At 71.4% G+C, this 26272-nt stretch carries 13 protein-coding genes, 1 tRNA gene and 2 rRNA genes (1 of these 16 only partly in view); 4 read left to right on the plus strand and 12 right to left on the minus strand.

Features of this window, described 5'->3' with window-relative positions; genetic code table 11:
* Positions 1 to 7 precede the first annotated feature (7 nt).
* From MUK52_RS08005 to MUK52_RS08015, 3 genes are all read left to right on the plus strand, one after another.
* The gene (locus MUK52_RS08005; RefSeq protein WP_284575324.1) at positions 8 to 4600 is read left to right on the plus strand and encodes an ATP-dependent helicase; all 4593 of its coding nucleotides are present in this window, start codon (positions 8 to 10) and stop codon (positions 4598 to 4600) included.
* A 170-nt stretch (positions 4601 to 4770) separates the two neighbouring features.
* Complete coding sequence (locus tag MUK52_RS08010) at positions 4771 to 5445, plus strand: hypothetical protein (protein ID WP_114054470.1); 675 nt, start codon at positions 4771 to 4773, stop codon at positions 5443 to 5445.
* A gap of 119 nt (positions 5446 to 5564) precedes the next feature.
* Entirely contained in the window at positions 5565 to 6365 is an 801-nt protein-coding gene (locus MUK52_RS08015) for a DNA-formamidopyrimidine glycosylase family protein (RefSeq protein WP_284575328.1), read from the plus strand.
* A gap of 7 nt (positions 6366 to 6372) precedes the next feature.
* Here the strand turns inward: MUK52_RS08015 and MUK52_RS08020 are convergent, their stop codons facing one another.
* From MUK52_RS08020 to MUK52_RS08060, 9 genes are all read right to left on the minus strand, one after another.
* The gene (locus MUK52_RS08020; protein WP_114054468.1) at positions 6373 to 6633 is read right to left on the minus strand and encodes a hypothetical protein; all 261 of its coding nucleotides are present in this window, start codon (positions 6631 to 6633) and stop codon (positions 6373 to 6375) included.
* 155 nt (positions 6634 to 6788) lie between these two features.
* Complete coding sequence (locus MUK52_RS08025; protein ID WP_114054467.1) at positions 6789 to 7169, minus strand: helix-turn-helix domain-containing protein; 381 nt, start codon at positions 7167 to 7169, stop codon at positions 6789 to 6791.
* 109 nt (positions 7170 to 7278) lie between these two features.
* Positions 7279 to 7815 (minus strand): CinA family protein, encoded by a 537-nt coding sequence (locus tag MUK52_RS08030; protein ID WP_428985482.1) that lies wholly within the window; start codon positions 7813 to 7815, stop codon positions 7279 to 7281.
* 50 nt (positions 7816 to 7865) lie between these two features.
* Positions 7866 to 8543: a CDP-diacylglycerol--glycerol-3-phosphate 3-phosphatidyltransferase gene (gene pgsA, locus MUK52_RS08035; RefSeq protein WP_114054466.1), complete on the minus strand. Its 678-nt coding sequence runs from the start codon at positions 8541 to 8543 to the stop codon at positions 7866 to 7868.
* Complete coding sequence (rimO, locus tag MUK52_RS08040; RefSeq protein ID WP_114054465.1) at positions 8540 to 10024, minus strand: 30S ribosomal protein S12 methylthiotransferase RimO; 1485 nt, start codon at positions 10022 to 10024, stop codon at positions 8540 to 8542. Before rimO ends, pgsA begins: the two co-directional genes overlap by 4 nt.
* Before the next feature lie 114 nt (positions 10025 to 10138).
* A complete protein-coding gene (locus MUK52_RS08045) occupies positions 10139 to 11032 on the minus strand; it encodes a helix-turn-helix domain-containing protein (RefSeq protein WP_114054464.1) in 894 nt (297 codons plus the stop codon).
* 254 nt (positions 11033 to 11286) lie between these two features.
* Positions 11287 to 14061 (minus strand): FtsK/SpoIIIE family DNA translocase, encoded by a 2775-nt coding sequence (locus MUK52_RS08050; protein WP_284575332.1) that lies wholly within the window; start codon positions 14059 to 14061, stop codon positions 11287 to 11289.
* A gap of 157 nt (positions 14062 to 14218) precedes the next feature.
* The gene (locus tag MUK52_RS08055; RefSeq protein ID WP_114054462.1) at positions 14219 to 14896 is read right to left on the minus strand and encodes a response regulator; all 678 of its coding nucleotides are present in this window, start codon (positions 14894 to 14896) and stop codon (positions 14219 to 14221) included.
* A 225-nt stretch (positions 14897 to 15121) separates the two neighbouring features.
* The gene (locus MUK52_RS08060) at positions 15122 to 20644 is read right to left on the minus strand and encodes a hybrid sensor histidine kinase/response regulator (protein WP_114054461.1); all 5523 of its coding nucleotides are present in this window, start codon (positions 20642 to 20644) and stop codon (positions 15122 to 15124) included.
* 220 nt (positions 20645 to 20864) lie between these two features.
* On the opposite strand from MUK52_RS08060, the gene MUK52_RS08065 reads away from it, so the two are divergent.
* Positions 20865 to 23390, plus strand: a complete 2526-nt coding sequence (locus MUK52_RS08065) for a SpoIIE family protein phosphatase (RefSeq protein WP_284575337.1) — start codon at positions 20865 to 20867, stop codon at positions 23388 to 23390.
* Between the two features lie 106 nt (positions 23391 to 23496).
* Here the strand turns inward: MUK52_RS08065 and MUK52_RS08070 are convergent.
* The 3 genes from MUK52_RS08070 to MUK52_RS08080 form a co-directional block, all read right to left on the minus strand.
* A tRNA-Thr gene (locus MUK52_RS08070) sits at positions 23497 to 23572 on the minus strand.
* A gap of 5 nt (positions 23573 to 23577) precedes the next feature.
* Positions 23578 to 23694, minus strand: a 5S ribosomal RNA gene (gene rrf / locus MUK52_RS08075).
* A gap of 75 nt (positions 23695 to 23769) precedes the next feature.
* Positions 23770 to 26272: ribosomal RNA gene (locus MUK52_RS08080) — 23S ribosomal RNA — on the minus strand (it continues 605 nt past the right edge of the window).

Below are 26272 nucleotides of genomic sequence, written 5' to 3' on the forward strand. Positions count from 1 at the left end.
TGGGGGCATGGCCGGCTCTGCGCTTGAGGCGTTCTCCCCCGCGACCCGCTCCTGGTTCACGGGGGCTTTCCGTGCGCCCACCGCCGCCCAGGAGGGCGCCTGGCGGGCCATCGGGCAGGGGTCCGACGTCCTGGTCGTCGCGCCGACCGGCTCCGGCAAGACGCTGGCGGCCTTCCTCGCCGCCCTGGACCGGCTGGCCTCCGAACCGCCGCCCGCGGAGCCGAGGAAGCGCTGCCGCGTGCTGTACGTGTCGCCGCTGAAGGCCCTCGCGGTCGACGTCGAGCGGAACCTGCGCAGCCCGCTGACCGGCATCGGGCAGGAGTCGGTGCGGCTCGGGCTGCCGGAGCCGCAGGTCCGGGTCGGGATCCGCTCGGGGGACACCCCGGCCGCCGAGCGCCGCGCGCTGGCGACCCGGCCGCCGGACATCCTGATCACCACGCCCGAGTCGCTGTTCCTGATGCTGACGTCGGCGACGCGGGAGGCGCTGTCCGGGGTGGAGACGGTCATCCTGGACGAGGTGCACGCGGTGGCGGGGACCAAGCGCGGCGCGCACCTGGCGCTCTCCCTGGAGCGGCTGGACGAGCTGCTGCCGCGCCCGGCCCGCCGGATCGGCCTGTCGGCGACGGTGCGCCCGGTGGAGGAGGTGGCCCGGTACCTCTCGCCGCGCGGCCGGGTGGAGATCGTGCAGCCGCCGTCGGAGAAGGAGTTCGACCTGTCGGTGGTCGTCCCGGTCGAGGACCTGGGCGAGTTGGGCGGCTCCCCTGCCGCGGAGGGCCGGGAGGGCGGCGACCGGCCGTCGATCTGGCCGCATGTGGAGGAGCGGATCGCCGACCTGGTGCAGGCGCACCGCTCCACCATCGTGTTCGCCAACTCGCGCCGCCTCGCGGAGCGGCTGTGCAACCGCCTGAACGAGATCGCGTACGAGCGCGCGGTGGGCGAGCGGCTGCCGGAGGGCGCGCCTCCGGCCGAGGTGATGGCGCAGTCGGGGGCGGCGCTGGGCGCTCCGCCGCTGCTGGCGCGGGCGCACCACGGCTCGGTGTCCAAGGAGCAGCGCGCTCTGGTGGAGGAGGACCTGAAGGCGGGCCGGCTGCCCGCGGTGGTCGCCACCTCCAGCCTGGAGCTCGGCATCGACATGGGCGCGGTGGACCTGGTGGTGCAGGTGGAGTCGCCGCCGTCGGTGGCGTCGGGGCTCCAGCGGGTGGGCCGCGCCGGGCACCAGGTGGGCGCGGTCTCGACGGGGGTGGTGTTCCCCAAGTACCGGGGCGACCTGGTGCAGGCGGCGGTCGTGACGGAGCGGATGCGGTCGGGGGCCATCGAGTCGCTGCGCATCCCGTCGAACCCGCTGGACGTGCTGGCGCAGCAGGTGGTCGCGATGACCTCGATGGACACCTGGCAGCTGGACGAGCTGCTGGCGCTTGTGCGGCGGGCCGCGCCGTTCGCGGCGCTGCCGGAGTCGGCGTTCACCGGGGTGCTGGACATGCTGGCGGGGCGCTACCCGTCGGACGCGTTCGCGGAGCTGCGCCCGCGGGTGGTGTGGGACCGGGTCGCGGGGACGGTCACGGGCCGGCCCGGGGCGCAGCGGCTGGCGGTCACCTCGGGCGGCACCATCCCCGACCGGGGGCTGTTCGGCGTCTTCCTGGCCGGCGCGGACCCGAAGAAGGGCGGCGGGCGGGTCGGCGAGCTCGACGAGGAGATGGTGTACGAGTCCCGCGTGGGGGACGTGTTCACCCTGGGCACCACGTCGTGGCGGATCGAGGACATCACCCGGGACCGGGTGCTGGTCACGCCGGCCCCCGGGGTGCCGGGGCGGCTGCCGTTCTGGAAGGGCGACCAGCTGGGCCGCCCGCTGGAACTGGGCCGGGCGGTCGGCGCGTTCCTGCGCGAGGTCGGTGCGATGACCGCCGAGGACGCCCGGCTGCGGCTGTTGGCGGCGGGGCTCGACGGGTGGGCCGCGGAGAACGTGCTGGCGTACCTGGCGGAGCAGCGGGAGGCCTGCGGGCACGTGCCGGACGACCGGACGATCGTGGTCGAGCGGTTCCGGGACGAGCTCGGGGACTGGCGGGTCGTGGTGCACTCCCCGTTCGGTGCGCAGGTGCACGCCCCGTGGGCGCTGGCGCTGAGCGCCCGGCTCGCGGAGAAGTACGGGATGGACGCGCAGGTGATGCACGGGGACGACGGCATCGTGCTGCGCCTGCCGGACGCCGACCTGCTGTCGGCGGACCTCCTCGACCACGATCCGGCGTCCGTGCACTCCTTCGCGTTCGACGACGATCAAGCGCCGCTGGGCGCGGCGGACGTGGCCTTCGACCACGGGGAGGTCGCCGGGATCGTCACCGACCAGGTGGGCGGCTCCGCGCTGTTCGCCTCGCGGTTCCGGGAGTGCGCGGCGCGGGCGCTGCTGCTGCCGCGGCGCAATCCGGGCCGGCGCACGCCGCTGTGGCAGCAGCGGCAGCGGGCGTCCCAGCTGCTCCAGGTGGCCTCGGAGTTCGGGTCGTTCCCGATCGTGCTGGAAGCCGTGCGGGAGTGCCTGCAGGACGTCTTCGACGTGCCGGGGCTGGCCGAGCTGATGGGGGACATCGAGGCGCGGCGGGTGCGGCTGGTGGAGGTGACGACGGCGGAGCCGTCGCCGTTCGCGCGGTCGCTGCTGTTCGGGTACGTCGCCCAGTTCCTGTACGAGGGGGACTCGCCGCTGGCGGAGCGGCGGGCGGCCGCGCTGTCGCTGGACTCGCGGCTGCTGGCGGAGCTGCTCGGCCAGGCGGAGCTGCGGGAGCTGCTGGACGCCGGGGTGCTGGCGGAGCTGGAGCAGGAGCTGCAGTGGCTCTCGCCGGACCGGCGGGCCAGGGACGAGGAATCCGTGGCCGATGTGCTGCGGCTGCTGGGACCGCTCACGGACGGGGAGTTGGTCCGGCGGGGTGCCCAGGAGGCGTGGCCCCGGGGTCTGGAGCGGGCCCGCCGGGTGATCCGGGTGCGCATCGCGGGCGAGGAGCACTGGGCGGCCGTCGAGGACGCGGGGCGGCTGCGCGACGCTTTGGGGACGGCGCTGCCGGTGGGCGTGCCGGAGGCGTTCACCGAGCCGGTGAAGGACCCCCTGGGCGACCTGCTCGCGCGGTACGCGCGGACGCACGGCCCGTTCACCACGGTCGCCGCGGCGGCCCGGTTCGGGCTGGGGGCGGCGGTCACCGAGGGGGCCCTGCACCGGCTGGCGGCGGCGGGGCGCGTCGTGCAGGGGGAGTTCCATCCGGCGGGGATCGGCCAGGAGTGGTGCGACGCGGCGGTGCTGCGCAGGCTGCGGCGGCGCTCGCTGGCCGCGCTGCGCGAGGAGCTGGAGCCGGTGCCGCCGGCCTCGCTGGCGGTGTTCCTGCCGCAGTGGCAGCACCTGGGCGGCGGGCTGCGCGGCATCGACGGCCTGGCCAGGGCGATCGAGCAGCTGCAGGGCGCCCCGGTGCCCGCGTCGGCGCTGGAGCGGCTGGTCCTGCCCTCGCGGGTGGCGGGCTACTCGCCGGCCATGCTGGACGAGCTGACCACCACCGGGGAGGTGGTGTGGGCCGGCGCCGGGGCCCTGCCCGGCAAGGACGGGTGGGTGTCGCTGTACCTGGCGGACGCGGCGCCGCTGCTGCTGCCTGCCGCGCACCCGCTGGAGCTGACGCCGCTTCACGAGGCGGTGCTGGAGGCGCTGTCGGGCGGGTACGGGCTGTTCTTCCGCCAGGTCGCGCAGGCGGTCCGGGCCCGCCATCCGGAGGCCTCCGAGCCGGCGTTGGCGGACGCGCTGTGGGACCTGGCCTGGTCGGGCCGGCTGACGAACGACACGCTGGCGCCGCTGCGGGCGGTGCTGGGCTCGGGCCGCACGGCCGGGGCCACCGCCCACCGGGCGCGCCGTACGGTGCCCCGCGGGCGGTACGGCGCGGTGGGCGCGGCCCAGGCCGTGCGGCAGGGGCCGCCCACGGTCTCGGGCCGCTGGTCGCTGGTGCCGGAGCAGGCGCCGGATCCGACCCACCGGGCGCACGCCCTGGCCCGTACGCTCCTGGACCGGCACGGGGTGGTGACGCGGGGGGCGGTGGCCGCCGAGGGCGTCGAGGGCGGCTTCAGCGCGGTGTACCGGGTGCTGTCGGCGTTCGAGGACAGCGGGCAGGCCCGCCGCGGGTACGTGGTGGAGGGGCTGGGCGCGGCGCAGTTCGCAATGGACGGTGCGGTGGACCGGCTGCGGTCGGCGGAGCGCAATCCGCCACCGCTGGCGGCGGTGGTGCTGGCCGCGGCGGACCCGGCGAACGCGTACGGGGCGGCCCTGCCGTGGCCGGAGCCCCCGGCGGGGGCCTCGCACAAGCCGGGCCGCAAGGCGGGCTCGCTGGTGGTGCTGGTGGACGGGGAGCTGGTGCTGTACCTGGAGCGCGGCGGGAAGACGCTGCTGGCATGGCCGGAGGCGGAGGATCCGAGGCTGGCCGCAGCGGCGGGCGCGCTGGCGGAGGCGTCGCGGGCGGGGACGCTCCCGGCGCTGACGGTGGAGCGGATCAATGCGGCGCCGGCGCTGACGTCGCCGCTGGGCGGGGTGCTGGAGGCGGCCGGCTTCCACGCGAGTCCGCGGGGGCTGCGGCTGCGGCCGTAAGGCTTCGGTGAGGTCTCGGCCGTTGCACTTACGTCGCACTTATGTACGGAGCATGTCACAGACCCCGCCATGGCTGGAATGCGGCCCCGCGCCTCGGCTATCAAGATTCCCGCAGGCATCGCTCGTGACGATGCCACATCAAAGTGCACCTACATGGGGGACGAAGAGCTGTGAGCAACACGCGACGAGCCACCACCGCCGTCATCGGCCTGGCGGTCGCCGGCACCCTGACGCTGACCGGCTGCAAGAACGGAAACGAGGAGCTCGCCCCCGCGCCGTCGGCCCCGGCCTCCTCCGCCCCCGCGGGCGGCGACCAGAGCGCCGCACCGGCCACCCCGGACGCCGGCCAGAGCAGCGGGGCGCCGGCCGGCGGCACGCCCGGCGACACGGCCAAGCCCGGCCAGACCTTCAAGATCGGCGAGACGGCCACCGTCCCGTTCGACTACGGCAAGACCAAGGGCGGCACGATCGCCCTCACCGTCACCGCGATCGAGCAGGGCAACCCCTCCGACCTCGACGTCTTCAAGCTCGGCGACCAGGTCAAGGGCAAGGTCCCGTACTACATTCGGTACTCGATCAAGAACGTCGGCACCGTCGACCTGTCGTACACCAGCGTCGGCCACATGAAGGGCCTGCTCGGCGACGGCAGCGAGGCCGGCAAGCTCTCCGTCATCGGCAAGTTCGAGAAGTGCCCGAACGACTCCCTGCCGAAGGGCTTCACCAACGGCCAGACCGCCACGGGCTGCGCCGTCGCCCTGGCCCCGTCCGCCGAGACCAAGGTCTCCGGCGCCGAGTACTGGGGCAACCCGTACCTCGGCAAGGGCAAGGGCCTCGTCTGGAAGTAGCCCGCAGGCCGCATCCGCGGCCCGGTGAACCCTCCCGGCCCCTCACGAGCCCCTGCGGCGCCACCCGGCCGCAGGGGCTCGGCCCGTCTCCCCGGTGCCCGCGGGCCCACAATGGGCCCATGCCCGAAGGAGACAGCGTCTGGCGCGCCGCAGCCCGGCTGCACGCCGCCCTCGCCGGCCGCGAGCTGGCCGTCTGGGACATGCGCGTCCCGCGCCTGGCGACCACCGACCTGACCGGACGCACCACCCTGGAGGTCGTCCCCCGCGGCAAACACCTCCTCGCCCGCTTCGAGGGCGGCCTGACCCTCCACACCCACCTGCGCATGGACGGCGCCTGGCACGTCTTCCCCTCCGGCCGGAAATGGCGCGGCGGCCCCCTGTACGAGGTCCGCGCCGTCCTCGGCACCGCCGACCGCACGGCCGTCGGCTACCGCCTGCCCGTCGTGGAGCTGCTGCGCACCGCCGACGAGGACCGCGTCGTCGGCCACCTCGGCCCCGACCTCCTCGGCCCGGACTGGGACGCGGACCGGGCCGCCGCCAACCTGCTCGCCGCCCCGGAGCGGCCGCTCGGCGAGGCCCTGCTCGACCAGCGCAACCTGGCCGGCATCGGCAACGTGTACAAGTGCGAGCTGTGCTTCATGGCCGGGGCGACCCCCTGGACGCCGGTCGGCGCCCTGCCCGATGCGCCGAGGACCGCCGTCCGCATGGCCGCAGCGGCGCAGCGGCTGCTCGCCGCCAACACCGGCCCGGGCGAGGGCCGCAACACCACCGGCAGCCGCCGGCCGGGCCGCGCCCTGTTCGTCTACGGGCGCCTGGGCCTGCCCTGCCTGCGCTGCGGCGCCCCCGTGCGCAGGGCCGACCAGGACGACCGCCCGACGTACTGGTGTCCCGGCTGCCAGTCCGGCCCGCACCCCGACTGATGTCCCGTCAGTCGCGGCCGTACGGTCCCGGTACGCCCTCCGCCGCATCGGGCCGCCCGCCCGCCGCGGCCCCGCCGCCGTCGGCCCGGCCCTTCCGCCGGCCGCGGTGCGGCGCGCAGTGGACCGGCAGTACGCCCAGCCCCCAGCCGCCCACGGCCACCGCGCCCTCCAGCGTCCCGGAGGCCTCCGGTTCCAGCACCAGCCGCAGCACCGCCCAGCACCAGAGCACGCCCGCCGCCAGCGCGAGGGGCACGGCCAACCGCCGCACGGCTGCCTCCCGGGTTCAGGCCGCGACCGGACGCGGTCCATCCTCCCGCACACCCTGCGCACCCGCACCCGAAACGGCGAGGAGCCCCGGCCGGTGCTCTCGCACCGGCCGGGGCTCCGGCCACGCTCTTGCCTTCACGGCACGCGCACTCGCGCTCAAGCGGCTACGACGTTCACCGCTTCCGCAGGCGCCTTGATGGTCACCCGCTCCGGCCCGCCCGCGACGGACGTCACGGAGACCGAGTTGAGCATCGGGCGTACCGGCACCGGTACGGGTTCGCTTGCCGCGGCCGACTGTGCCAGCTCGGCCAGCGACAGCTCGTCACTGACCTCGCGCATCAGCTCGGACATCCGTACGTCCAACGCGTCGCAGATCGCGGAGAGCAGTTCGGAGGACGCCTCCTTCTGCCCCCGCTCCACCTCGGAAAGATAGCCGAGAGAAACTCGGGCGGACGAGGAGACTTCGCGCAGAGTACGGCCCTGGCGCTGGCGCTGCCGACGCAGCACGTCACCCAGCAGGCGACGGAGCAGAATCATCGGTGGCTCCCTCCTCTGACCGTGTAGCCGCATCCTTCACGCCCCACCGTACCGCCTCGCGCCGCGGCCGTGCGGGGAGCGATGTCGTGTTCACTCAGGGCTGCAAACATCAAATCCCCCCGTTCTGTTCCGTATCCTGCCCCCGCACATTCTCGCGGAGTTCGCTCAAGAGGAGTTCGAGCACTGTGCGTGCACTCTCCCTACGGATTTCCTCCCGGGAGCCGTTCAACCTCAACGCGGCGCTTTTCTCGAACAGCGGTCCGGAAACGGCGACGAAAACCGTCCCCACCGGTTGCCCGTCCTGCGGGTCCGGGCCGGCGACGCCGGTGGTCGCGATCCCCCAAGAGGCGTCGAGCACACGCCGCACGCCGGCCGCCATCTCGACCGCCACCTGCGGGTTCACCGCACCCTCGGCGGCCAGCAGGCCGGCGTCGACGCCGAGCACCCGCGCCTTCACGTCGGTCGCGTACGCCGTGACCGATCCGCGGAACGACCGGGAAGCACCGGGTACGGACGTCAACGAGGCGGCGACCATGCCCCCCGTCAGCGACTCGGCGACAGCGAGGGTCTGGTCACCGTCCGCAAGCAGCCGGAGCGCCTCCGCGGCGATCTCCGCGGCCGTCCGCGCCGCGGGCGCCGGGTCCACCGCCGTCCGCGGGGCGCCTGCGCCCCTTGCGGAGCCCCGCACCGCGTCCGTCACCTCGCGGCCGCCTCCTCGGCTGCGGCCGCCCGCTCGGCCGCCAGGCCCCTGCGCCGGAGCACGACGGCCTGGCGGACGTAATCCAAACCGGTGACGACGGTCAGCACGACGGCCACCGCCATCACCCAGAACCGCATGGTGGCCAGCGCCCCGGTCAGCGCGAGGACGTACATGCCCACCGCGGTGCCCTGCGCCAGCGTCTTGAGCTTCCCGCCGCGGCTGGCCGGGATCACCCCGTAGCGGATCACCCAGAAGCGCATGAGGGTGATACCGAGCTCCCGCCCCAGGATCACCCCGGTCACCCACCAGGGCAGCTCTCCCAGCCAGGAGAGGCAGACCAGCGCCGACCCCATGATCGCCTTGTCGGCGATGGGGTCGGCGATCTTCCCGAAGTCCGTGACCAGGTTGTACGTACGGGCCAGGTGCCCGTCGAAGATGTCCGTGATCATGGCGACGGCGAACGCGGCCCAGGCCAGCGCACGCCACACCGGGTCGTACCCGCCATCGGCGAGGAGCAGCAGCACGAATCCCGGCACCAGGACGAGCCGGATCATCGTCAGGATGTTGGCGATGTTCCACAGGCTGGCCTGGTTCACTGCCGCGGCCCCCAGCTTCGCGCCGGGAACGGGCCGGCGGCCGGTCCCGCCCGCCGCGGATGCCGGGACTCCGCTCATCCGGCCGCCTCCTCCAGCTCCAGGGGCTCGGCCACCAGGTCCACGCCCAGCGTGCCGACGACCTTGGCGGTCACCATGCGGCCGGGCACCAGGCCGGTGCTGTCGGTGAAGAGGACCTGGCCGTCGGTCTCGGGGGCCTGGTGCGCGGCGCGCCCGTAGGCGCCGTCGCCGTCCTCGTCGACCGCCTCGACGGATTCGACGAGTACCTCCAGGGTCTCCCCGATCCGCTCCTCCGCGCGCTGGGAGGTGAGCTCCTCGGCGAGGCGCTGCATGTGGGCGAGCCGCTCGGCGATGGTGTCCTCGTCGAGCTTGTTCTCGTAGCCGACGGCCTCGGTGCCCTCCTCGTCGGAGTAGCCGAAGACGCCGATGGCGTCGAGCCGCGCGTGCGTGAGGAAGCGCTCCAGCTCGGCGAAGTCGGCTTCGGTCTCGCCGGGGAAGCCGACGATGAAGTTGGAGCGGACGCCGGCCTGCGGCGCCTTGCCGCGGATGGTGTCCAGCAGCTCCAGGAAGCGGTCGGTGTCGCCGAAGCGGCGCATGGCGCGCAGCACGTCGGGCGCGGAGTGCTGGAAGGACAGGTCGAAGTAGGGGGCGACCTTCGGGGTGGAGGTCAGCACGTCGATCAGGCCGGGCCGCATCTCGGCGGGCTGCAGGTAGCTGACGCGGACGCGCTCGATGCCGTCGACGGCGGCGAGCTCGGGCAGCAGCGTCTCCAGCAGGCGGATGTCGCCGAGGTCCTTGCCGTACGAGGTGTTGTTCTCGGAGACCAGCATGACCTCCTTGACGCCCTGCTCCGCGAGCCAGCGCGTCTCGCCGAGCACGTCGGAGGGGCGGCGGGAGATGAAGGACCCGCGGAAGGACGGGATGGCGCAGAAGGAGCAGCGGCGGTCGCAGCCGGAGGCGAGCTTGACGGAGGCGACCGGGCTGGTGGCCAGGCGGCGGCGCAGCGGGGCGCGCGGGCCGGACGCGGGCGCGACGCCCTCGGGGAGGTCGGCGGGGGCCTGGACGGGCTCCTGGGCGTGCCCGGGGAGGGCGACGTCGGCGGCCTGCTGGCGCTCGGCGGGGCTGATCGGCAGCAGCTTGCGGCGGTCGCGCGGGGTGTGCGCCTCGACGCTGCCGCCGCTGAGGATCACCTGGAGGCGGTTGGAGATGTCGGCGTAGTCGTCGAAGCCGAGCACGCCGTCGGCCTCGGGGAGGGCTTCGGCGAGCTCCTTGCCGTAGCGCTCGGCCATGCAGCCGACGGCGACGACGGCCTGGGTGCGCCCGTGGTCCTTGAGGTCGTTGGCCTCGAGGAGGGCGTCCACGGAGTCCTTCTTCGCGGCTTCGACGAAGCCGCAGGTGTTGACGACGGCGACGTCCGCTTCGGCGGCGTCCTCGACGAGCTCCCAGCCATCCGCCGCCAAGCGGCCTGCGAGCTCCTCCGAGTCCACCTCGTTACGGGCGCAGCCAAGAGTGACAAGGGCGACGGTACGGCGTTCGGGCATGGACTCAAGACTACTTTGTCCGAACGGCGACCCCCGCCCCAAGGCCCGGCAAACCAAGATCCCCGGGGTGCCGTGCGACACCCCGGGGATCCGGAATTCCGTATTCCGTGCAGCTCAGCCCGCCTGGGCCGGTCCCTGGACGGGATCGTCCTTGGTGTATGTGAGACGTTCCACCTGGCCCGGCTGGAATTCGTCCTTGATCTCCTTGCCGTTCACGAACAGCGTGACGACACCGGCATCCCCGATCACGAGGTCGATGGATTCCTTGTCGGTGAAGGTCTTGGACTCGCCGATGTCCAGGGTTCCGTCGAAGAGCAGCCGGCCGCTGTGGTCCTTGGCGGAGATCCAGCTGTCGCCGTCGCTGGCGGTCAGGACGACCGTGACGAGGTCCTTGGGCGCGGCGGCGATGGCGCTGTCGGAGGGCTCCGGCTTCGGCGCCGCCGGGCTCTGCTGGGGCAGTGCCGGCTTGCCGGCGGGCTGCTTGGGCGCGGCCTTGGGGGCGGAGGAGCCCTCGGCCTGGGGCCGCTTCTCCCCGGCCCCGCCGCCGCCGAAGGCGGTGAAGCCGACGAAGCCGATCACGGCGACGATGGCGGCGACCATGGCGGCGGTCCAGTTGGGCCGCTGCCGCTCGGGGCGGATCCGCTCCGCGTCGAACATGGGCGCGGCCGGAGTCGGCGCCGGCCGGCCGCCGTGGGCCGCGTCGTACGCCTCGACCAGGGGGGCCGGGTCGAGTCCGACGGCGCGGGCGAGGGTGCGGATGTGGCCGCGGGCGTACACGTCGCCGCCGCACCGCGTGAAGTCGTCGGCCTCGATCGCGTGCACGATCGGGATGCGCACGCGCGTCGTGGAGCTGACCTCGTCGACGGTGAGCCCGGCGACGATGCGGGCTTTCTTCAGGGCCGTCCCGATGGACGGCCCTTCGGAAGTGCGTTCGGTGGGGCGGTCCTCGGACCGGTCGCCGGTCGAAGGACGCTCATCTTCGGGGGAGTTGGAGATGCCGATGGACACGAGGGCGCCTTTCGAGCGTGTAGCCACCTGCTGGATGTCCAGTCTAGGGGGGTGACGAAAGGGAGGAGCAACCGGAGGGGTGGACTCCGTACGCCATCCGAATGGCGTGCCGGGGCCCGTGCCGCTTCGGCGGCCGCCCGGACCCGCACGCGCACCGGGTACCGCACCGGACGGTGCCGCCACCCCCCTCAACTAGACGTGGGCCCAAGGGAAACGGTTGCCCGCGAAATCCGCCCGGCCCCGCCCCGCCGCGCCTACGGCGCCTCGCCTCGGATGACCGCGAGCACTCCGTCCAGTTCGTCCGCTTTCACCAGGACGTCGCGCGCCTTGGAGCCCTCGCTCGGCCCGACGATCCCCCGCGACTCCATCAGGTCCATCAGCCGGCCCGCCTTGGCGAAGCCCACGCGCAGCTTGCGCTGGAGCATCGACGTCGACCCGAACTGGGTGGAGACCACCAGCTCGGCCGCCTGGCAGAGCAGGTCCAGGTCGTCGCCGATCTCCTCGTCGATCTCCTTCTTCTGCTGCTGGCCGACCGTGACGTCGTCCCGGAAGACCGGCGCCATCTGGTCCTTGCAGTGCCGGACGACCTTGCCGACCTCCTCCTCGGTGGCGAAGGCGCCCTGGAGGCGGACCGGCTTGTTGGCGCCCATCGGCAGGAACAGCCCGTCGCCCTTGCCGATGAGCTTCTCGGCGCCCGGCTGGTCCAGGATGACCCGGCTGTCGGCGAGCGAGGAGGTGGCGAACGCGAGCCGCGAGGGCACGTTCGCCTTGATCAGGCCCGTCACCACGTCGACCGAGGGGCGCTGCGTGGCGAGCACCAGGTGGATGCCGGCCGCGCGGGCCAGCTGGGTGATGCGGACGATGGAGTCCTCCACGTCGCGCGGGGCGACCATCATCAGGTCGGCGAGCTCGTCGACGATCACCAGGAGGTACGGGTACGGGCTGAGCTCCCGCTCGCTGCCCGGCGGCAGCTTGATCTTGCCCTCGCGGATGGCCTGGTTGAAGTCGTCGATGTGCCGGTAGCCGAAGGCCGCCAGGTCGTCGTAGCGCAGGTCCATCTCGCGCACGACCCACTGGAGGGCCTCGGCGGCCCGCTTGGGGTTGGTGATGATCGGCGTGATCAGGTGCGGGATGCCCTCGTACGCCGTCAGCTCCACCCGCTTGGGGTCGATCAGCACCATGCGGACGTCCTCCGGCGTGGCCCGCACCATGATCGAGGTGATCAGGCAGTTGATGCAGGAGGACTTGCCGGAGCCCGTGGCGCCGGCGACCAGCACGTGCGGCATCTTCGCGAGGTTGGCCATGACGTAGCCGCCCTCGACGTCCTTGCCGAGCGCGACGAGCATCGGGTGGTCGTCCTCGGCGGCGTCCGCCAGGCGCAGCACGTCGCCCAGGTTGACCATCTCGCGGTCGGTGTTCGGGATCTCGATGCCGACGGCCGACTTGCCCGGGATCGGGCTGATGATCCGGACGTCGGGGCTTGCGACCGCGTACGCGATGTTCTTGGTCAGCGCGGTGATCCGCTCCACCTTGACGGCCGCGCCGAGGGTGACCTCGTAGCGGGTGACCGTCGGGCCGCGGGTGAAGCCGGTGACGTCAGCGTCGACCTTGAACTCGGAGAAGACGTTGCGCAGGGAGGCGACGACGGCGTCGTTCGCCGCGCTGCGCGTCTTGCCCGGCCCGCCCCGCTCCAGCAGGTCCAGCGAGGGCAGGGCGTAGGCGATGTCCCCGCGCAGCCGGAGCTGCTCCGCCCGGGGCGGCAGCGGCTGCGGCTCCGGCGGCGCCTTGGTCAGGTCGGGCACGGACAGCGTCCCCGACGCCGCGGCCGTGGTGTCGTGCGGCAGCCCGCCGGCCGGCTCCGCGGCGGCGGCGCCGCGCGCACCGGCGGGCGCGCCGGCGCGGGCCGGCGGCACCGGCGCCGTGGGCTCCGCGCCGTCCTGCCCGGGGGTGATGCCCTGGGTGAGGTCGGCGACCACCGGCGAAGGCGGCATCCCGCCGAGGACGACCCCGTCCAGGGCGGCAGCGGCGGCAGCGGCCACGTCGACGGCGTCCATCTCCCGCTCGACCGCGGGGTCGACCGGCGTGCGGCGCGGGCGGCGCCGGCGGGCGGCCAGGGCCTGCTCCTCGATGTCCACCGGGTCCGGGCCGGCGTCGGCCGGGCCGCCGCGGGCCCGCCACTGCTCGGGGTCGTGGCGGCCGCGCCGGGCGGCGGGGGACGGCCCGTACTCCTCGTCGTACTCGTTCGGGGCGATGACGCCGAGCCGGATCCCGAGCCGGCGCAGCCGCTCCGGGATGGCGTTGACGGGCGTCGCGGTGACGACGAGCAGCCCGAAGACCGTCAGGAGGACCAGCATCGGCACGGCCAGCGGGGCGCCCATGGTGAAGATCAGCGGCTTGGACGCGGCCCAGCCGATCAGGCCGCCCGCGTCCTGCATGGCGGTCGTGCCCTCGCCCCGGCCGGGCGCGCCGCAGGCGATGTGGACGAGGCCGAGGACGCCGACGGCCAGCGCGGACAGGCCGACGCCGATCCGGCCGTTGGCGTCGGGCTGGTCGGGATGGCGGATGAAGCGGACGGCCATGACGCCGAGGATGACCGGGACGAGCAGGTCGAGCCGGCCGAAGGCGCCGGTGACGAGCATCGTGACCAGCTCGCCGACCGGACCGCTCAGGTTCGACCAGGTCCCCGCGGCGACGATCAGCGCAAGGGCGAGCAGCAGCAGCGCGACGCCGTCCTTGCGGTGCGCCGGGTCGAGGTTCCTCGCGCCCTGCCCGATCCCGCGGAACACCGCGCCGACGGCGTGCGCGCAGCCCAGCCAGACGGCGCGCACCAGCCGCACCACTCCCCCGGTCGGGGAGGGGGCGGGCTTCGGCGCCGCCTTCTTGGCGGGGGCCCGCTTCGCGGGCGCCTTCCGCGCGGCCGCGCCGCGTGCGGGGGCCGCCTTCTTCGCCGGCGCCGTCGTACGGCCGGTGCGGCCCTTCGCGGTGCCCGCCGTGCTCTGGGAACCCTTGCCGGACGTACGTGAGGCCATGGGCCTGAGGTTACCGGTGTGCACGCCGGTGGACACGCGTGCCCACCCCTTCACCCTTTCGTGTCGCCCGCTAGAGCGTCGATTTGACGATCCGCCAGACCTTTCGCTCCCGCACGCCCACCCGCGGGCGGCGCCGGTCCGGACGGCGCCGGTCCGTTCAGTGCTGCGCGGGCATGACCTGCGCTCCCCCGCCCGACCCCGGCTCCAGCGCGTCCAGCGCCCGCCGCAGCCCGGTGAGCTTGCGCTCCAGGTGCGCCGCGGTCGCCACGACCGCCGGGTCGGCGGCCTCCTCGCCGAGCTGCTTCGTCAGCGCCTCGGCCTGCTCCTCCACCGCCGCGAGCCGCGCCGACAGCTCGGCGAGCAGCCCGGCGGTCTCCTTGCCCCCGTCGGCCGTGCCGCCGCCCTCCAGCTGGAGCCGCAGCAGCGCCGCCTGCTCCCGCAGCCGGCAGTTCTTCGTGTACAGCTCGACGAACACGGAGACCTTCGCCCGCAGCACCCACGGGTCGAACGGCTTGGAGATGTAGTCCACCGCGCCCGCCGCGTAGCCGCGGAAGGTGTGGTGCGGACCGTGGTTGATCGCGGTCAGGAAGATGATCGGGATGTCCCGGGTCCGCTCCCGCCGCTTGATGTGCGCGGCCGTCTCGAAGCCGTCCATGCCGGGCATCTGCACGTCCAGCAGGATGACCGCGAAATCGTCCGTGAGCAGCGCCTTGAGCGCTTCCTCCCCGGACGACGCCCTGACCAGGGTCTGATCGAGCGCGGAGAGGATGGCCTCCAGCGCCAGCAGATTCTCCGGCCGGTCGTCGACCAGGAGGATCTTGGCCTTCTGCACCATGCCCTGTCCTCCTCGCCCCGGCATGGGGCCTCCCCGGCTCCTGGCTCCGGCGCGCGCGCCGGGCCCCGCCCCAGAGGACGGCATCCTTGCGCCGCCCGTCCTTGTGCCGGTCATCGTAGCCCCAGTCCCGAGATCGCCACACCCTGTCACCAAGATGTCACTGTGCACGAAAGGGAAACGGGGCGGGGGGCCGCGGGGTTCCCGGCCGCCCCCTCCCTGCCGCTGTCATTCCCCGCGCATCCACTGCTCCATCACCGACAGCAGGTAGTCCGGGTCGACCGGCTTGGTGACGTAGTCGGACGCCCCGGAGTCGATGGCCTTCTCCTTGTCGCCCTTCATCGCCTTCGCGGTGAGCGCGATGATCGGCAGCCCGGCGAACTGCGGCATCCGCCGGATCGCCGCCGTCGTCGCGTACCCGTCCATCTCCGGCATCATGATGTCCATCAGCACGACCGCCACGTTGTCGTGCTGCTCCAGCACCTCGATGCCCTCCCGGCCGTTCTCCGCGTACAGCACCGCCAGCCCGTGCTGCTCCAGCACGCTGGTCAGCGCGAAGACGTTCCGGACGTCGTCGTCGACGATCAGCACCTTCTCCCCGTGGAAGTCGTACGCCGGCGCCGCCGCCGGCTCCGCCTGCGGCGCCGTCCAGCCCGCCTCCTCCGGCGCCGCCGCGCCCGGCCGGGCTGCGGGTGCCCCCGCCGTACGCGGCTCCGGCTCGCCGCCCAGCGCCTTGCGGCGGCGCCGGAACAGCGCCGCCCCGCCCTGGCCCTGCCCGCCGGGTGCGGCCGCCGGCGCGGCCGGCTGCGGCTGCGCGGCGGGCAGCGCCGGCGGGACGGCCGGCGCCGGCGCCTCCGGCGCCCCGCCCTCCGGCCGGCGGTGGGCCTCCGGCCGGCCGCCGGGCTGGGGGGAGGCGTACCCCTGGGGCGGCAGCTCGCTCGGGTGCAGCGGCAGGTACAGCGTGAAGGTGGAGCCGCGGCCGGGCTCGCTCGCGGCGTGGATCTCGCCGCCCAGCAGCCGGGCGATCTCCCGGCTGATCGACAGCCCGAGGCCCGTGCCGCCGTACTTCCGGCTCGTGGTCCCGTCCGCCTGCTTGAACGCCTCGAAGATCACCAGCATCTTGCTCGCCGCGATTCCGATGCCGGTGTCCGTCACCGAGAACGCGATCAGGTCCCCGTCCGCCTCGCGCAGCGAGCCCGCCTCCAGCAGCTGCTCCCTGATCGCCGGCGGCACGTCCGACCCCGCCGGGCGGATGACCAGCTCCACCGCCCCCGTGTCGGTGAACTTCACCGCGTTCGACAGCAGGTTCCGCAGCACCTGGAGGAGCCGCTGCTCGTCGGTGTGCAGGGTGGCGGGCAGCTCCGGGGAGACCCGTACCGAGAAGTCCAGGCCCTTCTCCGCGGTCAGCGGCCGGAAGGTCGCCTCCACGTAGTCGACGAGCTGCACCAGCGCGATCCGCGTCGGGGAGACGTCCATCTTGCCCGCCTCGACCTTCGACAGGTCGAGGATGTCGTTGATCAGCTGGAGCAGGTCCGAGCCCGCCCCGTGGATGGTCTCCGCGAACTCCACCTGCTTGGGCGACAGGTTCTCGTCCGCGTTGTCGGCCAGCAGCTTCGCCAGGATCAGCAGCGAGTTCAGCGGCGTCCGCAGCTCGTGGGACATGTTCGCCAGGAACTCCGACTTGTAGCGCATCGAGACCGCGAGCTGCTCGGCGCGCTCCTCGAGGACCTGCCGGGCCTCCTCGATCTCGGTGTTCTTCACCTCGATGTCCCGATTCTGCTGCGCCAGCAGCTCCGCCTTCTCCTCCAGCTCCGCGTTGGCGGCCTGGAGCGCCTTCTGCCGGTTCTCCAGCTCGTCGGAGCGCTCGCGCAGCTGCTCCGTCATCTCCTGCGACTGCTTGAGCAGCATCTCCGTCTTGGAGTTGACGCTGATGGTGTTGACGCTCGTGCCGATCATCTCGGCGATCTGGCTCAGGAAGTCCTTCTGGATCTGCGTGAACGGCTGGAACGACGCCAGCTCGATCACGCCCAGCACCTTCCCCTCGAAGAGCACCGGCAGCACGATCACATGAGCCGGGGGCGCCTCCCCGAGCCCCGAGGAGATCTTCAGGTAGCCCGGCGGGGTGTTCTCGACGAGGATCGTCCGCTTCTCCTCCGCGACCGTCCCGATCAAGCCCTCCCCCGGCCGGAACGCCGTAGGCATCTGCCCGCCCGCGTACGCGTAGCTCCCGCGCATCCGCAGCTCGTACGAGCCGTCCGGGCCGCCCTCGGTGCCGATCTCGGTGGTCCCGCCGGCCGGCGTCGCGAGGAAGAACGCCCCGTGCTGCGCCGAGACCACCGGCGTCAGCTCGCTCATGATCAGCGAGGCGACGTCGTCCAGGTCGCGGCGGCCCTGCATGAGGGCCGAGATCCGGGCCAGGTTGCCCTTCAGCCAGTCCTGCTCCTTGTTCGCCAGCGTCGTGTCGCGCAGGTTGGCGATCATCGTGTTGATGTTGTCCTGGAGGACCTGGATCTCGCCCGCCGCATCGACGTCGATCTTCAGGTTGAGGTCGCCGCGCGTCACCGCCGTGGCGACGGCCGCGATCGCGCGGACCTGCCGGGTGAGGTTGCCGGCCATCTCGTTCACGGACTCGGTCAGGTCCCGCCACGTGCCGTCGACGTCCCGCACCCGGGCCTGGCCGCCGAGGATGCCCTCGGTGCCCACCTCGCGCGCCACGCGCGTCACCTGCTCGGCGAACGACGACAGCTGGTCGACCATCGTGTTGATCGTGTTCTTCAGCTCCAGGATCTCGCCCCGGGCGTCGATGTCGATCTTCTTGGTCATGTCGCCCTTGGCGATCGCCGTCGTGACCATGGCGATCTGGCGCACCTGCCCGGTCAGGTTCGACGCCATGAAGTTCACCGAGTCGGTGAGGTCCTTCCAGGTCCCCGACACCCCCGGGACGTGCGCCTGGCCGCCGAGGCGGCCCTCGGTGCCCACCTCGCGTGCCACGCGCGTGACCTCGTCGGCGAACGAGGACAGCGTCTTGACCATCGTGTTGACCGTGTCGGCGAGCTGCGCGACCTCGCCTCGCGCCTCCACCGTCACCTTCTTGGTCAGGTCGCCGTTGGCGACGGCCGCCGACACCTGGGAGATGTTGCGCACCTGGGAGGTCAGGTTGTTCGCCATCAGGTTGACGTTGTCGGTCAGGTCCTTCCAGATGCCCGTCACGCCGCGTACCCGGGCCTGGCCGCCGAGGATGCCCTCGGAGCCCACCTCGCGCGCCACCCGGGTCACCTGCTCCGCGAACGACGACAGCTGGTCCACCATCGTGTTGACGGTCGTCACCAGCTCCAGGATCTCGCCCTTGGCGTCGACCGTGATCTTCTTGGAGAGGTCGCCGGTCGCCACCGCCGTCGTCACCTCGGCGATGTTGCGCACCTGCGAGGTGAGGTTGTTCGCCATGAAGTTGACGGACTGCGTCAGGTCCTTCCAGGTGCCGGAGACGCCCTTCACCTCCGCCTGGCCGCCCAGGATCCCCTCGGTGCCCACCTCGCGGGCCACCCGGGTCACCTGCTCGGCGAAGTTAGACAGCTGGTCCACCATCGTGTTGAGGGTGTTCTTCAGCTCCAGGATCTCGCCCCGGGCGTCCACGTCGATCTTCTGCGACAGGTCGCCCCGCGCCACCGCCGTCGCGACCTGCGCGATGTTGCGGACCTGCGAGGTCAGGTTCCCGGCCATGCCGTTCACCGAGTCCGTGAGGTCCCGCCACACCCCGGCGACGCCCGGCACCTGCGCCTGGCCGCCGAGGCGGCCCTCCGTGCCCACGTCCCGGGCCACCCGGGTCACCTGCTCCGCGAAGGCCGACAGCTGGTCGACCATCGTGTTGATGGTGTTCTTCAGCTCCAGGATCTCGCCCCGGGCGTCCACGTCGATCTTCTGCGACAGGTCGCCCCGCGCCACCGCCGTCGTCACCTGGGCGATCTGGCGCACCTGGGAGGTGAGGTTCCCGGCCATGAAGTTGACCGAGTCGGTCAGCTCCTTCCAGGTGCCCGACACGCCCTCGACGCGGGCCTGCCCGCCGAGCCGGCCCTCCGTGCCCACGTCCCGCGCCATCCGCGTGACCTGGTCGGCGAAGCTGGAGAGCTGGTCCACCATCGTGTTCACGGTGTTCTTCAGCTGGAGCATCTCGCCGGAGACGTCGACGGTGACCTTCTGCGACAGGTCGCCGTTGGCCACGGCCGTGGTGACCTGCGCGATGTTGCGGACCTGACCGGTGAGGTTCCGGAAGGCGGTGTTCACCGAGTCGGTGAGGTCCTTCCACGTCCCCGCCGCGCCCGGCACCTGCGCCTGGCCGCCCAGCTCGCCCTCGACGCCGACCTCACGGGCCACCCGCGTCACTTCCGCGCCGAAGGACTGCAGCTGGTCCACCATCGTGTTGACGGTGTTCTTCAGCTCCAGCATCTCGCCGGCGACGTCGACGGTGACCTTCTGCGACAGGTCGCCGTTGGCCACGGCGGTCGTCACCTGGGCGATGTCGCGCACCTGCGTGGTGAGGTTGCGGAAGACCGTGTTCACCGAGTCGGTGAGGTCCTTCCACGTCCCCGCCGCGCCCGGCACCTGCGCCTGGCCGCCCAGCAGGCCCTTGGCCCCGACCTCGCTGGCGACGCGCGTGACCTCGTCCGCGAACGTCCGCAGCGTCTCGGTCATCTGATTGATCGTTTCGGCCAGCTGTGCGACCTCGCCGCGCGCGCTGACCCGCACCTTCTGCGACAGGTCGCCGTTCGCGACGGCCGTCGTGACCTGCGCGATCCCCCGCACCTGGGCCGTCAGGTTGCCCGCCATCGTGTTGACGGAGTCGGTGAGGTCCTTCCACACGCCGGCGACACCGGGGACCTGCGCCTGCCCGCCGAGCTCGCCCTCCGTGCCGACCTCGCGGGCGACCCGCGTCACCTCCGAGGAGAACGACGACAGCTGGTCCACCATCGTGTTGACGGTGTTCTTCAGCTGGAGCATCTCGCCGGCCACGTGCACCGTGACCTTGCGCGACAGGTCGCCCTTCGCCACCGCCGTCGTCACCAGCGCGATGTCACGCACCTGGGCGGTGAGCCGGTACGCCATCGTGTTGACGGAATCGGTCAGGTCCTTCCACGAACCCGACATTCCGCGCACCTGGGCCTGCCCGCCGAGCTTGCCCTCGGTACCCACCTCCAGCGCCACCCGCGTCACCTCGTCGGTGAACGCCGACAGCTGGTCGACCAGGTTGTTGACCGTCCGCCCGACCTTGAGGAACTCCCCGCGCAGCGGGTGCCCCGCCCCGTCCGCCGTCTGCGTCCGCAGGTCCATCCGCTGGTCCAGGTCGCCCTCGGCGACCGCCGACAGCACCCGCCCGACCTCGGACACCGGCCGCGCCAGATCGTCGACGAGCTGGTTGGACGCGTCGATCGCGGCCGCCCAGGAGCCCTCGCAGGCACCGACTTCCAGCCGTTCGCTCAGCTTGCCCTCGCGCCCGACCGTGCGCCGGACCCGGGACAGCTCCCCGGTGAGGTGCAGGTTGCGGTCGGCGACCTCGTTGTAGACGGCGGCGATCTCCGCCATCACCCCGTCGCCGGACACCGTCAGCCGCTTGCGGAAGTTCCCGTCCCGCATCGACACCAGGGCCGTGAGCAGCCGGTTCAGGGCGGCGGTATCCACCTCGGTCGTCCCGCTCCGGCGCGACCTGCCACCCTTCGCGCGCGTTCCCGTACGCCGCACCGCTGCGCCAGACTCCACCGTGTCCCTCCCGAAAGGGTCGACCGCACATCCACCGGCACACGGCGTGTCGCGCCGTGCAAACCGATCCTGCCCAGTGTTTCACCCTGGCCGAACCCGGCGATAACACTTCGGCACCATCGCACACCGGCCGCCCTGCCGGGTGGAATCCCCGGTGACGGCCCATGCCGCCCGGGAAGGTAAGTAACCTGGCACCGATGTACCGCGTCGAAGGAGACTTGTGATCACGGCTCGGGCGGCTGCCAGCTTCGACCCCCAGGGGCGCTCGGTCGCCTCCGCCCGCCTGTTCGTCCGCGACACCCTACAAGGATGGGGCTTCGCGGACATCGTCGACGACGCCGTCGTCCTCACCAGCGAACTCGTCACGAACGCCGTCGTCCACGCCGGCACCAGCGCCGAGGTCCTGTGCCTGCGCACCGAGGACGGCGTCCGCGTCGAGGTCGCCGACCGCTATCCGGAGCGGGAGCTGCCGCTGCGGCACCCGGGCGACCGCCCGTACGCCGACCCGGACCGCGAGAACGGCCGCGGCCTGATGCTCTGCGCCGCGCTCGCCACCCGCTGGGGCGTCGAGTACACCGCCACCCACAAGCACGTGTGGTTCCGCCTGGACCTCCCTGACCGCCCCGTCGGCACCCGCTCCGCGGGCCCGGTCGTCCCCGACCGGATGCTGCCGCTCGCCGACAGCCGGGTCCGCGTCGCTGTCCTCCAGGTCGACTCCGACGACCGCGTCTCCGCCTGGAACGAGGACGCCGAGCACGTCTTCGGCCATCCCGCCTCCAAGGCCATCGGCCGCCCCCTCGCCGAGCTCGCCGCCTGGCCGCAGACGCCGGGCACCGGCACCGGTATCGCCGAGGCGCTGCGCCTGTCCCGCTGGGAGGGCAGCTACGGCATCCGCGGCGCCGACGGCCGGGTCATCCCGGTCTACGGCTCCCACCTGCGGGTCCGCGACGCGCACGGTGACCCGTCGATCGTCTGCCTCCTCGTCCACGACGACGAGCGCGCTCTGCTCCAGACGCCGGTGCGCGCGCCCGCCGCGGACGGCGGCCAGCTCGCCGAGGCGCGCCCGGCGGACCCCTTCGAGGTGTTCATCGGCTCGCCCGCCCCCGACGACCTCGACGGCCTGCTCCAGCGCACCGTGGAGCGCGCCCGCGACATGCTCGACGCGGACGCCGCGTTCCTGCTGCTCGCCACGGACGACGAGACGGAGCTGGAGGTCCGCGCGACCACCGGCCTCCCCTCGACCCGCCAGCGCTTTGCCCGGGTCCCCGTCGAGGCGGGCGCCAGCCGGTACGGATCGGCCCGCATGCCCGCGGTCCACGAGGACCTGGCGGCGGTCCCGGGCGCGGTCCCCCTGCTGGACGGGACGGGCATGCGCTCGGTGGTCACGGTCCCGCTGAAGGTGGAGGGCCGGCTGACGGGCTCCCTCGGCGTGGCCGCGGAGAACCCGGGCCGCTACTCGAACGCGGAGGCGCTGCGGCTGCAGTTCGCCGCGGACCGGATCGCGCTGGCGGTGGAGTCGGCCCGCCTGGGCGAGCTGGAGCGGCTGCGCCGCGGCTCGCTCTCGTTCCTCGTCGAGGCCTCGGACCTGCTCGCGGGCACCCTGGACCGGGACCAGACGCTGGCGCTGATGGCGCAGATGACCGTCCCGACGCTGGCCACGTGGTGCGCCGTGTACACGATCGCGGACCAGTCTTCGGACCCGTACCTGTCGTACGTGCTCCACGAGGACGAGGAGCGCATCGACGGCCTGAAGGCCCTGCTGTCGCGGGTGAGCCCGCCGGAGCCGGTCCGGGAGGCCGGCGCCCGCACGTGGCGGGACGCGGCCACCGCGGTCGGCGGGGAGACGGTGGTGCTGCCGCTGCTGGCCCGCAACCGCGTCATCGGCATGCTCACGCTCGGCAAGCCGTCCGGGGAGCACTTCCGGCAGGAGATCCTGGAGCTCGCCGACGACCTGTCGCGCCGGGCGGCCCTGGCTCTGGACAATGCCCGCCTGTACTCGGAGCGCACCGCGATCAGCCGCTCGCTGCAGCGCAGCCTGCTCCCGCCGGGTTCGCCCGCGATCCCCGGCATGGAGGTGGAGGTCATCTACCGGGCGGCCGGCGAGGGCAACGAGGTGGGCGGCGACTTCTACGACGTCTTCCCGATCCGCGACGGCGCATACGGCTTCGCCATCGGCGACGTGTGCGGTACGGGCCCGGAGGCGGCGGCGGTGACGGGTCTGGCCCGCCACGCCCTGCGCCTGCTGGCCCGTGAGGGCCTGGGCGGGCCGGCGGTGTTGGAGCGCCTGAACGCGGCGATCCTCGACGAGGGCGCCCGCAGCCGCTTCCTCACCCTCCTGTACGGGGAACTGCATCCGCGGGAGGACGGCAGCGCCCTGATGAAGGTGGTGTGTGCCGGGCATCCGCTGCCGCTGCGCCTGCGCCCGGACGGCGAGGTGGTGCCGGCGGCGGAGCCGCAGCCGCTGCTGGGTGTCATGGACGATCTGGAGCTGTACGAGGAGACGGTGACGCTGGAGCCGGGCGACGTCCTGCTGTGCGTCACGGACGGGGTCACGGAGCGCCGCGAGGGCAGCCGCATGCTCGGCGACGACGGCCTCACGGAAGTCCTGACAACCTGTACGGGCCTGACGGCGGGCGCGGTGGCCGCCCGGATCCTTCGCGCGGTGGAGCGTTTCGCGGCGGAGCCGGCGTCGGACGACATGGCGATCCTGGCCTTCCGCGTCCCGCAGCCGCGGACGGGCGACTGACTTTTCCGGTGCGGGCTCCGGGCCCCCGCGCGGGGCCCGGAGAGCTGTGCCCCCTGCCTGGCGGGAAAACAAAAAAGGCCCCCGCCATCGGCGGGGGCCTTTCTGCTGGAGCCCTTTAACGGAATCGAACCGTTGACCTTCTCCTTACCATGGAGACGCTCTACCGACTGAGCTAAAAGGGCGGGTTGTTCGGCGGCGTCCTACTCTCCCACAGGGTCCCCCCTGCAGTACCATCGGCGCTGAAAGGCTTAGCTTCCGGGTTCGGAATGTAACCGGGCGTTTCCCTAACGCTATGACCACCGAAACACTATGAAGTTGAACTCAAGCCGGCAATGGCGAGTTCGTTGCTTCAGAACTAACACAGTGGACGCGAGCAACTGAGGACAAGCCCTCGGCCTATTAGTACCAGTCAGCTCCACCCGTTACCGGGCTTCCACATCTGGCCTATCAACCCAGTCGTCTACTGGGAGCCTTACCCTCTCAAGGAGGTGGGAATACTCATCTTGAAGCAGGCTTCCCGCTTAGATGCTTTCAGCGGTTATCCCTCCCGAACGTAGCCAACCAGCCATGCCCTTGGCAGGACAACTGGCACACCAGAGGTTCGTCCGTCCCGGTCCTCTCGTACTAGGGACAGCCCTTCTCAATATTCCTACGCGCACAGCGGATAGGGACCGAACTGTCTCACGACGTTCTAAACCCAGCTCGCGTACCGCTTTAATGGGCGAACAGCCCAACCCTTGGGACCGACTCCAGCCCCAGGATGCGACGAGCCGACATCGAGGTGCCAAACCATCCCGTCGATATGGACTCTTGGGAAGATCAGCCTGTTATCCCCGGGGTACCTTTTATCCGTTGAGCGACGGCGCTTCCACAAGCCACCGCCGGATCACTAGTCCCGACTTTCGTCCCTGCTCGACCCGTCGGTCTCACAGTCAAGCTCCCTTGTGCACTTACACTCAACACCTGATTGCCAACCAGGCTGAGGGAACCTTTGGGCGCCTCCGTTACCCTTTGGGAGGCAACCGCCCCAGTTAAACTACCCATCAGACACTGTCCCTGATCCGGATCACGGACCGAGGTTAGACATCCAGCACGACCAGAGTGGTATTTCAACGACGACTCCACAACCACTGGCGTGGCCGCTTCACAGTCTCCCACCTATCCTACACAAGCCGAACCGAACACCAATATCAAACTGTAGTAAAGGTCCCGGGGTCTTTCCGTCCTGCTGCGCGAAACGAGCATCTTTACTCGTAGTGCAATTTCACCGGGCCTATGGTTGAGACAGTCGAGAAGTCGTTACGCCATTCGTGCAGGTCGGAACTTACCCGACAAGGAATTTCGCTACCTTAGGATGGTTATAGTTACCACCGCCGTTTACTGGCGCTTAAGTTCTCAGCTTCGCCCCACCGAAATGGAGCTAACCGGTCCCCTTAACGTTCCAGCACTGGGCAGGCGTCAGTCCGTATACATCGCCTTACGGCTTCGCACGGACCTGTGTTTTTAGTAAACAGTCGCTTCTCGCTGGTCTCTGCGGCCACCCCAGCTCAAGGTGCAAGACCTATCACCAGGAATGGCCCCCTTCTCCCGAAGTTACGGGGCATTTTGCCGAGTTCCTTAACCATAGTTCACCCGAACGCCTCGGTATTCTCTACCTGACCACCTGAGTCGGTTTAGGTACGGGCCGCCATGAAACTCGCTAGAGGCTTTTCTCGACAGCATAGGATCATCCACTTCGCCACAATCGGCTCGGCATCAGGTCTCAACCTTGTATGAGGGACGGATTTGCCTACCCTCGGCCTACACCCTTACCCGGGACAACCACCGCCCGGGCTGGACTACCTTCCTGCGTCACCCCATCGCTTACCTACTACAAGTCCGGTTCGTCGGCTCCACCACTTCCCTTCACCCGAAGGATCCAGGACGGCTTCACGGACTTAGCATCGCTCGCCTCGATATTGGGCGTTTCAAAGCGGGTACCGGAATATCAACCGGTTGTCCATCGACTACGCCTGTCGGCCTCGCCTTAGGTCCCGACTTACCCTGGGCAGATCAGCTTGACCCAGGAACCCTTAGTCAATCGGCGCACACGTTTCTCACGTGTGTATCGCTACTCATGCCTGCATTCTCACTCGTGAACCGTCCACAACTCGCTTCCGCGGCTGCTTCACCCGGCACACGACGCTCCCCTACCCATCACAGCCTCCGTTGGGAGTATTACTGCAATGACACGACTTCGGCGGTACGCTTGAGCCCCGCTACATTGTCGGCGCGGAATCACTTGACCAGTGAGCTATTACGCACTCTTTCAAGGGTGGCTGCTTCTAAGCCAACCTCCTGGTTGTCTCTGCGACTCCACATCCTTTCCCACTTAGCGTACGCTTAGGGGCCTTAGTCGATGCTCTGGGCTGTTTCCCTCTCGACCATGGAGCTTATCCCCCACAGTCTCACTGCCGCGCTCTCACTTACCGGCATTCGGAGTTTGGCTAAGGTCAGTAACCCGGTAGGGCCCATCGCCTATCCAGTGCTCTACCTCCGGCAAGAAACACACGACGCTGCACCTAAATGCATTTCGGGGAGAACCAGCTATCACGGAGTTTGATTGGCCTTTCACCCCTAACCACAGGTCATCCCCCAGGTTTTCAACCCTGGTGGGTTCGGTCCTCCACGAAGTCTTACCTCCGCTTCAACCTGCCCATGGCTAGATCACTCCGCTTCGGGTCTAGAGCGTGCAACTCAAACGCCCTGTTCGGACTCGCTTTCGCTACGGCTTCCCCACACGGGTTAACCTCGCTACACACCGCTAACTCGCAGGCTCATTCTTCAAAAGGCACGCAGTCACGAGGATCCGAAGATCCCGACGCTCCCACGGCTTGTAGGCA

The organism is Streptomyces sp. 2P-4, assembly GCF_030167965.1.
Classification (GTDB): domain Bacteria; phylum Actinomycetota; class Actinomycetes; order Streptomycetales; family Streptomycetaceae; genus Streptomyces; species Streptomyces globosus_A.

Bases quoted from the DNA above. Each gene is read 5' to 3' on its own strand.
- pgsA (WP_114054466.1), bottom strand. From the start codon at position 8,543: ATGAGCGGAGTCCCGGCATCCGCGGCGGGCGGGACCGGCCGCCGGCCC.
- MUK52_RS08050 (WP_284575332.1), bottom strand. From the start codon at position 14,061: ATGGCCTCACGTACGTCCGGCAAGGGTTCCCAGAGCACGGCGGGCACC.
- MUK52_RS08005 (WP_284575324.1), top strand. From the start codon at position 8: ATGGCCGGCTCTGCGCTTGAGGCGTTCTCCCCCGCGACCCGCTCCTGG.
- rimO (WP_114054465.1), bottom strand. From the start codon at position 10,024: ATGCCCGAACGCCGTACCGTCGCCCTTGTCACTCTTGGCTGCGCCCGT.
- MUK52_RS08025 (WP_114054467.1), bottom strand. From the start codon at position 7,169: ATGATTCTGCTCCGTCGCCTGCTGGGTGACGTGCTGCGTCGGCAGCGC.
- MUK52_RS08015 (WP_284575328.1), top strand. From the start codon at position 5,565: ATGCCCGAAGGAGACAGCGTCTGGCGCGCCGCAGCCCGGCTGCACGCC.
- MUK52_RS08055 (WP_114054462.1), bottom strand. From the start codon at position 14,896: ATGGTGCAGAAGGCCAAGATCCTCCTGGTCGACGACCGGCCGGAGAAT.